This window comes from Pseudomonas sp. P4_C1 (assembly GCF_056402155.1).
Map to the genome: position 1 here is coordinate 1 of NZ_JBFUHY010000117.1, position 9,903 is coordinate 9,903.

9 protein-coding genes and 1 pseudogene are annotated in these 9,903 nt (G+C 56.6%); 8 read left to right on the top strand and 2 right to left on the bottom strand.

Annotated features, from left to right (window positions below):
- The 7 genes and pseudogenes from AC1DU9_RS28750 to AC1DU9_RS28780 all read left to right on the top strand — a co-directional run.
- A pseudogene (locus AC1DU9_RS28750) lies at nucleotides 1-276 on the top strand (IS110 family transposase); the annotation flags it as partial.
- Between the two features lie 916 nt (nucleotides 277-1,192).
- Nucleotides 1,193-2,305 (top strand): polysaccharide biosynthesis/export family protein, encoded by a 1,113-nt coding sequence (locus tag AC1DU9_RS28755; RefSeq protein ID WP_477811172.1) that lies wholly within the window; start codon nucleotides 1,193-1,195, stop codon nucleotides 2,303-2,305.
- A 13-nt stretch (nucleotides 2,306-2,318) separates the two neighbouring features.
- The gene (locus tag AC1DU9_RS28760) at nucleotides 2,319-2,978 is read left to right on the top strand and encodes a YjbF family lipoprotein (RefSeq protein ID WP_477811166.1); all 660 of its coding nucleotides are present in this window, start codon (nucleotides 2,319-2,321) and stop codon (nucleotides 2,976-2,978) included.
- A complete protein-coding gene (locus AC1DU9_RS28765; RefSeq protein WP_477811167.1) occupies nucleotides 2,975-3,742 on the top strand; it encodes a capsule biosynthesis GfcC family protein in 768 nt (255 codons plus the stop codon). Before AC1DU9_RS28760 ends, AC1DU9_RS28765 begins: the two co-directional genes overlap by 4 nt.
- Nucleotides 3,739-5,823 (top strand): YjbH domain-containing protein, encoded by a 2,085-nt coding sequence (locus AC1DU9_RS28770; protein WP_477811168.1) that lies wholly within the window; start codon nucleotides 3,739-3,741, stop codon nucleotides 5,821-5,823. Before AC1DU9_RS28765 ends, AC1DU9_RS28770 begins: the two co-directional genes overlap by 4 nt.
- Nucleotides 5,820-6,209: a VanZ family protein gene (locus AC1DU9_RS28775; RefSeq protein ID WP_477811169.1), complete on the top strand. Its 390-nt coding sequence runs from the start codon at nucleotides 5,820-5,822 to the stop codon at nucleotides 6,207-6,209. Before AC1DU9_RS28770 ends, AC1DU9_RS28775 begins: the two co-directional genes overlap by 4 nt.
- A gap of 178 nt (nucleotides 6,210-6,387) precedes the next feature.
- Nucleotides 6,388-6,834 carry a mannose-1-phosphate guanylyltransferase gene (locus AC1DU9_RS28780; RefSeq protein ID WP_477811170.1) on the top strand — a complete coding sequence of 149 codons (447 nt, stop codon included), beginning with the start codon at nucleotides 6,388-6,390 and terminating at the stop codon, nucleotides 6,832-6,834.
- 48 nt (nucleotides 6,835-6,882) lie between these two features.
- Here the strand turns inward: AC1DU9_RS28780 and AC1DU9_RS28785 are convergent, their stop codons facing one another.
- Both AC1DU9_RS28785 and AC1DU9_RS28790 read right to left on the bottom strand, forming a co-directional pair.
- The gene (locus AC1DU9_RS28785) at nucleotides 6,883-7,509 is read right to left on the bottom strand and encodes a hypothetical protein (RefSeq protein WP_477811171.1); all 627 of its coding nucleotides are present in this window, start codon (nucleotides 7,507-7,509) and stop codon (nucleotides 6,883-6,885) included.
- 74 nt (nucleotides 7,510-7,583) lie between these two features.
- A complete protein-coding gene (locus AC1DU9_RS28790) occupies nucleotides 7,584-7,958 on the bottom strand; it encodes a hypothetical protein (RefSeq protein WP_223462653.1) in 375 nt (124 codons plus the stop codon).
- Nucleotides 7,959-8,429: 471 nt separating this feature from the next.
- Here AC1DU9_RS28790 and tal point away from each other — a divergent pair, with 471 nt between their 5' ends.
- On the top strand, nucleotides 8,430-9,356 hold the full coding sequence (gene tal / locus AC1DU9_RS28795) for a transaldolase (protein WP_223462652.1): 927 nt from the start codon (nucleotides 8,430-8,432) through the stop codon (nucleotides 9,354-9,356).
- The last annotated feature ends 547 nt before the right edge of the window (nucleotides 9,357-9,903 follow it).

Consider the following 9,903-nt stretch of genomic DNA (forward strand, 5'->3'; position numbering starts at 1 on the left):
AGACAGTACAGCACGGGCGGCAAGGCGAATTTGCTGGGGATCAGCAAGCGCAGTTACAAGAATCTCAGGCGACTGCTGGTTCAGTGCGCCAGGGTTTACATGCAGCGGCTTGAACACCAGAAAGGGGCTCTGGCCGATGGGGTGCGCTCACTACTGATGCGACGGCATTCAAATGTGGTGGCCTGCGCCCTAGCGAACAAGCTGGCGCGGATCGCCTGGGCGATAGCAGCCCACCATAGCGAGTTTGAAGCAGGGCCAGACACCTTGAGCGTCTGACCCTGCGGTTGTTGCAGTACCACGATTTAGCTTCCAGGTTTTGCGATAGCTGAATAACGAATGGTGAACGGCCTTCCGGCCTGGCGAAGAACCTGATCCATGAACCGGCTATATGAAGCCGCTGGTTTTTTTAGGATCGTCGGGCGCGACTCTCATCGTGGCTCGGGGCATGCCCCAGATAGACGCCGAATAGATTTAAGCAAGCCAACCACTTCGCCCGCTGATCAGTATTGCAGAAACGGGGGTGACCATAGATTCATGGATTGCATACATTGGACTCGCCCTCTGGCATGGCTAACCAATGTTAGAAACCCGAGGACGTTAGAAAACGTCAGACCTATTAGCCGTCCTACACAGGTATTCTTAAGGCAATGATCGCGAGATAAGACTCAGTGAGGAATGCCCCAGAGGTCCGCTCTCATCGAGTTCGAATCGATACTATCCTTAACGTTACTGGACGCTCAGAGTTTTTGGCCTTGCACGCTAGCTTCTTAGTTTCACCGCCAATACCGACGATGCATCAAAAAGGAATCTACCATGACCAAACTACTTGCTTCCGCTCTAATGCTTTCTTTAAGTGCCTCCGTTTTCGCGGCTGAGCCTCCCGCAGCGTCTTCTGCTCCAGGCAAACCTGCAAAACCCGCAGAAAATGCTCCTTTGAGTCTGAACACCCCTCTCGTTGGCAGCCTGACCACAGGGACTGCTCTCGGCCTCGGCGCCGCGGTTATAGCCGGCGCAGCTGCGCTGTCATCCAGTGGTGGCGGAAGCAACAATGACGGCGGCACTACTGGCACTACCGGCACCACTGGTACCACCGGTACTCGCTAAGCGCACCGCGAGGTCGATAGCCTTCTACCACCCGGAGCAATCCGGGTGGTTTCGTTCTGATGTGTTCCCTCCACAAGTGTCCTCAATCATGATTCGTAGTTTGTCGCTCGCTGTGCTTGCAGGTGTTGCCCTGCAGGGCTGTATGTTCTCACCTGGTCAACACCTGGATACCAGCCAGGTCGGCCGTGAAGGCTCACCGGAAAGCACTCGGATCGAGTTGATTCCRATAACGCCCAAACTGATTGCCCAGAACGCGGCGACAAAAGTGCAAGCCTCGGTGCCCGCCGAGTTGTTGGCGTACAAGCCGGGGGCTTACCGGATTGGCGCCAATGATGTGTTGTACATCACCGTGTGGGACCATCCTGAGTTGACTGCGCCGTCGGGTGCGCAACAGCAAATTGATGCGAACGGTCGCCTGGTACGCCCGGACGGCACCATGTTTTACCCCTATATCGGCAATATTCATGCTGAAGGCAAAACCATCGAGGAGCTTCGCGGTTTTATTGCCGAGCGCCTGACTCAATTCGTCGACAGCCCCCAGGTTGACTTGAGTGTTTTGCGCTTTGCCAGTCAAAAAGTCGTTATTTCCGGTGCTATTTTGAAAGCCGGTCAACAACCTATTACCACTTCGCCGCTCAGTGTCGTCGAAGCCATGGGTACTGCTACTGTCGATCCATTGAATGCCGACCTTGCCGGCCTGACACTGACCCGGGACGGACGTGAGTATCCGCTCGACCTGGACTCGCTTAACGGCAAAGGCTCGCAGTTGCATAACGTCTATTTGAAAGACGGCGATCAGTTGTACCTGCCCTACAACGACCGGAAAAAGATCTACGTCATGGGTGAGGTCAACCAGCCTCGGGCGCTCACGTTCAAAATCAATCGGATGAATCTGGCGGATGCGGTCGGAACGGTCGGTGGACTGAACCAGGCCACCTCCAATGGCAATGCGCTGTATGTCATTCGAGGTGCCGAGAACCTTGAAACCGAGCCGGCACAAGTCTTTCAACTGGACGCCGAAACGCCTACCGCATTTGCTCTCGCCAGCCGCTTCGATCTGCACCCCCAGGACATTGTCTACGTCGGCCCTGCAGGCGTGACCCGCTGGAACCGCTTGATCAGCCAGTTGCTGCCTTCGGCTCTTGTCCTCGGTACCGGAGCAGCGGCCACAAACAATCTCAGTGAAGCCAGCAGTCGATAAGGTTTGAGCCGCTTTGAAAACTTTGCGTAACAGCTCATGCCTGGCGGTGGGATTACTGCTGTGTGGCTGCAATCCGTTGATGCAGGCGTCCCTGGATACCTTTAAAGCCTCCACACTGGGCGCCCCGTCGCTGGAATTGACCGCGGCGCAAGTGGAGGCCGTGCCCTACGCACAGATCAAGGTCACCACGGACGAAAGCGACGGTGTGTTGGCCAAGCTACGCCAGCAGGGCGACCTGGAGTTCTGGGTCGCCTCCGGCAAACAGGTGTTGTTGATGCGCGATGGTCTGGTCGTGCGTAGCGTGGGCCTGGGCATCAATCTCGACGGTACGCGCTTCGACGGCGAGTCGCCGTTCAAGCTTGGCTTGCAGCGATTGCCCGATGGTTACAGCAGTACCCGCTGGATAGATGTCTATCAGGGGCCGCGGGTTGGACTGGCGGTCAACAGTCGCTTCAGTCGACAGGCCATCGAAACCGTCACCATCCTGGACAAGGACTATGCGTTGCAGCGCATAGACGAACGCATCGACATACCCGAGTTGGGGTTCAAGGCCACCAACCGTTTTTGGGTCAGGCCTGACGATGGCTTGATCCTGCAGAGCGAACAACATCTCACGCCGGAACTTTTCTTGAAGATTGTGCAATTGCGCCCTGACCGGGAGACGGCTCGGTGAGATATTTGAAAACGCTGTCGGCTTGCCTGTTGCTGGCCAGTTCTGCGATGACTCAGGCCGCTGTCACGGTCACGGGTGATGTAAAAAACGCCGGTTCCTTCGCGTTCGTGCCAGGTGCACGCTTGCTCGATGCCGTCAGCCAGGGACGCCCGAACGCCGAAAGTTACTGGCTGGCCGCCGCCTGGCTGCACCAGCCACTGGTGGAGCAGCAAATCCGCCTTAAAGCCGGTGTGCTGTTCGATCTGAAATTGCTGCAACGTGGGGCCTTGCTTGAAGAAAAAAGCAGCCTTGCAACCCTGGCCGCGCGCCTGCTTGAAGAGGTCAGCCGACTACCCGTTACCGGCCGCAGAGTCGCGGTGCTCGACCCCGTGGCGCTGGAGGTCGCGTTCGCCCGCAATTACTCGCTCAGTGACGGCGACCGGCTGATTTACCCTCTACGCCCGACTACGGTCACTGTGGTGGGCGCCGTTGAACAGCCCTGCGCGCTGCCTTATCGCGCGCTGCAGCCAGTCCAGGAATATCTTGAAAGCTGTCTGCCGGTGACCGACGCCGATGCCGATTACCTGTGGCTGATTCAGCCCGATGGCCAGGTCAAGCGAGTCGGCAGCGCCGCCTGGAACAACGAAGACGGGGTGTTTGCCGCCGCAGGCAGCACCATTCTGGTGCCCGTGCGCAACGATGATCCGGACCTGCCCACACCCGACTTGAACGAGCAGCTTGCCCAGTTTCTCGCCACCCAACCGCTGCCCGAGGTGGCCCCTTGAAGTTACGTTTCGCCGCCGTAGTGTTGTTGCCCTACAGCCTGGCTCATGGAGAGCCGCGTTTTACCCAGAATGATTTCGGTGGCGTGGGTTTGCTGCAAACCCCCACCGCACGGATGGCACCCGCAGGCGAATTCAGCCTCAACGCCAACCGGACAGACCCCTATTCGCGCTATAGCATTTCAATACAGCCCCTTGACTGGCTGGAAGGCAGTTTCCGTTATACCGCTATCGGCAACCATAAATACGGGGCCGAGGCATTAAGCGGCGACCAGGTCTATAAAGACAAAGCGGTCGATGTCAAAGCCCGCCTCTGGCAAGAAAGCCACTGGTTGCCCGAGGTCGCGCTCGGTTTTCGGGACATCGGGGGCACCGGCCTGTTTTCCAGCGAATACTTTGTGGCGAACAAACGTTACTACGATCTGGATTTCAGCCTGGGCATTGCCTGGGGCTACATCGGTAACCGCGGGGATTTCGAAAACCCGCTGGGGTACCTCGATGAGCGCTTTGATACACGCCCGGTAAACACGGGCGCGGACGCAGGCAACGTCAATACCAACTTGTATTTTCGCGGCTCACCCGCGTTGTTTGGCGGCGTGGCCTATCAGACGCCCTGGTCGCCCTTGAGCTTGAAGCTCGAGTTCGACGGTAACGACTACAAGCACGAGCCGTTCAACACTAGCCTGAAGCAGGACTCGCCCATCAACATCGGGGCGGTGTTCAAGCTGAGTGACTCAGTCGATTTGACCGCAGGTTGGGAGCGCGGCAACACCGCGTTGTTCGGCATCACCTTTCATACCAATTTCGCCAGCCGCAAGGCGCCGGCCAAGCGCTACGACCCCGCTGCCGAAGCGCTGCCGGCACACGAGCCAACCACGCCGCTCGATCAGGTCGACTGGGCGGGGGTTTCCAAACGACTGGAAAACAACGCGGGTTATAAGGTCGAGCGTATTGCTCAGCGCGATTCCGAGCTGATTGTGTATGGCGAGCAGTCGCGCTATTTCTACTCCGCCAAAGGCGTGGGCCGGGCCAGCCGGATTCTGGACAACAGCGCGAATGACGACATCGACTGGTTCACGATGGTGAACAAGCGTTACGACATGCCTGTGGACGAAACCAGTGTGCCGCGCGACACCTTCCGGGCCGTGGTGAACAACCAACAAGACCTCACAGACCTGCACCGCACCACCGAATTGAACCGGGCCACGCCACACATTGAAAACACGCTGTACACCCAGGCCCTCGAGCGCTTTAGCTATGGTATCGGCTTGGGTTACAAGCAAAACGTTGGCGGTCCCGACGGCATGCTGTACCAGCTGACCGCTGATGTGGACGCAGAATACCGCTTTACCCGCAGTACGTGGACGAGTGGGGTCATCAGCACCAATCTGCTGAACAACTTTGAAAAGTTCAAGTACGACGCACCGAGCAACCTGCCCCGAGTGCGGACCGATTTGCGCAAGTACGTCATCACCTCTGATGTAACGATGCCGACATTTCAGCTCAACCATGCCAAGCAGCTGGATCAAGACTTGTATGGCATGGTGTATGGCGGTTATCTGGAGTCAATGTTCGCCGGGGTCGGCGGTGAATTGCTGTACCGCCCGATGGGCGAGCGCTGGGCCCTGGGTGCTGATTTGAACTATGTACGCCAGCGTGACTTTGACCAGGGTTTTGGTCTGCGCGATTACAAGACCGTGACCGGTCACATCACCACCTATACCGAACTGCCGTACGATTTGCAGGCGGCGGTCAGTGTCGGGCGTTACCTGGCGCGCGATTGGGGTGCCACGTTCGATGTGTCGCATGAGTTCAATAACGGCGTGAGGTTCGGTGGCTGGGTCACCCGCACTACGGCCTCGGCAGAAGAGTTCGGCGAGGGTAGCTTCGACAAGGGTATCTATATCTCGGTCCCCTTCGACGAGTTGATGAGCGTTTCCACGCTGCGTCGCGCCAATCTGGTCTGGGCTCCTTTGACCCGCGATGGTGGCGCGCGTCTCAACCGCCAATATTCGCTGTACACAATGACCAATGGCCGCGACAAAGATGCGTTCTATAAGAACTTTGAGAAAATCACCGAATGAGTTCGTTACTCCTGGGTGTCACACAACTTTCCCAAAGGATACGCACGCTGTTTTTCATCAGCGTCAGTGTGGTCTTGCTGACCGCCGCTTTGCGTGCGCAACCGGTTCCCGAAGCCTTTGCCCAGGAAGACAAGCTGCATCACCTGATTGGTTTTTTCGCGTTGTCTTTTAGTTGCCAACTGGCATTCATGCGGGTCAAGGCGCGCTGGATTGCCTTGGGCTGTCTGCTGACGGGGATCCTGATCGAATATGCACAAGCACTGATGCCGCTGCGCACGGCATCACCTTACGACGCCTTGGCCAATACTGTCGGAGTGTCGATCGGCTTGATTGCGTGGCGTTGGGTGCAGCCCGTCAAACAGTCCGCCGGGTTCCCGGGCACTTAAGACCATGGCTTGGTCCGTGGGCATAGCGACAACACGTGTGCAAACATCAAAGCACTGAATCGACGCTACCCATTTCTGTTTTGCGATTTTCTATAAGAAAGGCCTGTAAACGGTATTTTTTTGCTCTTGGGTGCCGCGTTTTTTGAGCGGCCATAAATCTTTTTCAAGGCAGACCACTATGAACGCTTCCGGATCACCGATCGACTCCGTCTATAAGTCGCTGGACCCTTTTGCACCGGGCAATATGGTTTTTGGGCAGAAGTTCACCGAGGGCAACAGTGGATTGATGGCCTGGTTGCGGACATACGAAAGTGTTCCCCCTACTATCACCCCACAGCCAAAGTTGTTGGTGGAGCGCATCGGGCTCTTTCCTTCCTCGGGTGATATTCGGTGCATGGTCGGTAATCCTATTGCGGTACTCGACCACTTGCGGACCCTGTATGCCAGTGAAGCACTGGATGTGGATGACAGCGACGGCCTGAGCCTGACGTTCACTGAGTGGCGCTTCAAGATCTGCCCAGCGCAGAGCGAGATCCTGTTGAAGGTTGAGAGTCGTGGCGATGTTGCACTGATGCAGAAAAAAACTGCAGAGCTGCTGGATCGGATCGAAGAGAAAAAACAGTAGTGAATTCTGGTGACGCCACTTCGCCAGAACTCACAATCGAAGCAAAGTCTACAACCTTGACGATTCTCCGCGAGTGCGCCAGTGAGGCTGCTTGAATGCCTTTTCCGCCCCCGAAAGAGTGACTGCGAAAGAGCTCAAGAGCCTCTCGGCTGTATATTTTGGAATGCTCGTACTCAGCATGATAATCGCGAGCCCCAGCATGAGGGCCGTCCGGGGAATTTTGCGGATTTCCTTTCTCTCCAGCCTGAAAAGAAATACGCACGCCGCGGCTGACCCCACGACCGCCCCGGCAATCGCTTCCGGCAGAGGATGAATCGTTTGCCCGACATACTGGACGCTGAACCACCAGGTCGACAGCAGCCCCGCCCCCAGTGCCAGCCATCGAAGCCGATGATCCAGTTGGCGCAATAGCAAACTCAGGACAACGGTCGACACCAGGCAAGCGTTCATTGCGTGGCCGCTGATGACCGCGATATTCAGGCTTTCCAGGCCGATTCCCCAGCCCTTGAACAGCACTTTACTGAGACCTACGACAAAATAGGCCACGAACAGTACGCCTAGCCATAAGAGCGCGAGTTTTCTGGATGCCATGCACCACAGCCAACCGGCGACGACCATGGCCGCTGGAAGCATGACGGTGATGCCGGCGTATTGTGCGATGTACAGTTTTGACACCAATCTACTTCCTCACGCCTCGTGCAATTTCCCAGTGCAATGGGCACTGGGCGCGTGCTCAGTAGGTAGAACGCTCATCGATCCAAAAAGCACTTCAGGCGATTCTCTACGACAACCACTGAATAGCTCGCGATGTGCATTGCCAGTCCGTCCTCTATCAGGGCTTCCAGCAAGGCAGCTTGTGCCGCGAAGCGCAGGTCGCGGTCGAGTTTTCGAGAGGCGTGCATCTGATCGATCAGAGCATGCGTGACTTGATAAGGGGTGCTGCCTCTCAGGCGCCCCAGCCAGACGGGGATTTTTTTTGCGGCTTTGGATTGTCTGATACCCAGCACGCACGTTGCCTTGTCCGAAGCGGTGTTTTTCGAAACCTCCTCGATTTCTTCAAACACCTCGGTCAATTTTTTTAGTGCGTAGCCAAGCATCAAATCATCAAACGCATCCAAAAACATATACCTCTTCACGCTGTGAAGTTATTTCTACAAACACACATTCCCAATTATTACATTACACTTTATTCCATATATGTACTGGACGTATTCTAACGATCAAAACGCCTGATAAATAACATTACATTTGTTAGCGCGAAGACTAACTTTGTCAGTGTATTAATTGACTTTTTATAACAATAATTGAGCCTGCAATCGAACTATATAGACTTCAACGATATCGGTAATTGCACGCAAGGTGCCGCGAGCGTTATCAGGGGATTCAGGCGTCAGATGATCTGGTTGCAAGGCGCTGACCGTCAGATGAGTTGAACCTGTGAGCCCGCCTGGCATCCTATTTATCGACACCGCGCCCCACCTTTCAAACACCTGTTTTCAGGTTGTTGCCGCAGGGGGCATTGATACACGTACGCGCCCTTGAGTGGCTGTCAGCGCTCGGGTAATGTCATCAGACCCATAGGACAGAGCACGCCCATGACTTCCAAGCTGGAACAACTTAAACAAATGACCACCGTGGTTGCCGACACCGGCGACTTCGAAGCTATCGCTCGCGTTAAACCCGTGGACGCCACCACCAACCCTTCCCTGCTGCTCAAGGCCGCGGCCATTCCGGCGTATGCCGAGCTGCTGAACGCCTGCGTCAATGACTGCAAGGGCGATGTGGGCCTGGCCAGCGACCGTTTTGGCGTGGCCGTGGGGCAAGAAATCCTGAAAGTGATCCCGGGCCGTATTTCCACCGAAGTGGATGCGCGCCTGTCGTTCGACACTGACGCCGTGTTGAAGCGTGCGCATCGCCTGATCGAGCTGTACGACAAGGCCGGTATTGGCCGCGACCGCGTGCTGATCAAGATCGCGTCCACCTGGGAAGGCATCCGCGCTGCCGAGATCCTGGAGAAGGAAGGCATCCAGACCAACCTGACCCTGCTGTTCTCCTTCGCCCAGGCAGCCGCTTGCGCCGATGCCGGGGTGTTCCTGATTTCGCCATTCGTAGGCCGCATCTACGACTGGTACAAGAAAGCCAACGGCAACGACTACACCGGCGCCGATGATCCAGGCGTGCAGTCGGTGACACGCATCTACAACTACTACAAGGCCAATGACTACAAGACCGTGGTCATGGGGGCGAGCTTCCGCAATCTGGGCCAGATCGAGCAACTGGCCGGCTGCGACCGCCTGACTATCAGCCCGGACCTGATCGACAAGCTGGCCGCGGATACCGGCAAGCTGGAACGCAAGCTGGCGCCAGGCAATGCCGGTGAAGCGCGCCTGAGCCTCAACGAGGCGCAGTTCCGCTGGTTGTCCAACGAAGATGCGATGGCGACCGAGAAGCTGGCTGAGGGGATTCGTCAGTTCGCGCGGGATCAGGAGAAGCTCGAGGCGTTGTTGCAGGCCAAGCTGTAACGGCTGACGGGCAAACGCAAAAGGGCGAACCYTCACAGGTTCGCCMTTTTTTGTGGATGCTGGGTWATGTGTGGTGTTTTSGCGGACGCCATCGCGAGCAAGCTCGCTCCCACAGGGATTTGCGGGATGGCTGAGGTCGTGTGCTGAACGAAAAACCTGTGGGAGCGAGCTTGCTCGCGATGGGGCCAGTCCGGCCCACATCAATTCGGAGCTTGAGCGTTGTTGCAGGCCAAGCGGTGAAATGCAAAAAGGGCGAACCYTCACAGGTTCGCCMTTTTTTGTGGATGCTGGGTAATGYGTGGTGTTYTSGCGGACGCCATCGCGAGCARGCTCGCTCCCACAGGGATTTGCGRGATGGCTGAGGTCGTGTGCTGAAMGAAAATACTGTGGGAGGCCAAGCTGTGATCTTAGTGGGTGTGATGCAAAAAGGGCGAACCTGGTGGGTTCGCCCTTYTTGTTGATGCRGGGTTCTTGCGGACGCCATCGCGAGCARGCTCGCTCCCACAGGGATTTGCGGGATGGCTGAGGTMGTGTGCTGAACGAAAAA

What these genes read in the sequence shown, in the direction of transcription:
- AC1DU9_RS28775 (WP_477811169.1), top strand. Translation starts at nt 5,820, where the DNA reads ATGAGTTCGTTACTCCTGGGTGTCACACAACTTTCCCAAAGGATACGC.
- AC1DU9_RS28780 (WP_477811170.1), top strand. Translation starts at nt 6,388, where the DNA reads ATGAACGCTTCCGGATCACCGATCGACTCCGTCTATAAGTCGCTGGAC.
- AC1DU9_RS28790 (WP_223462653.1), bottom strand. Translation starts at nt 7,958, where the DNA reads ATGTTTTTGGATGCGTTTGATGATTTGATGCTTGGCTACGCACTAAAA.
- tal (WP_223462652.1), top strand. Translation starts at nt 8,430, where the DNA reads ATGACTTCCAAGCTGGAACAACTTAAACAAATGACCACCGTGGTTGCC.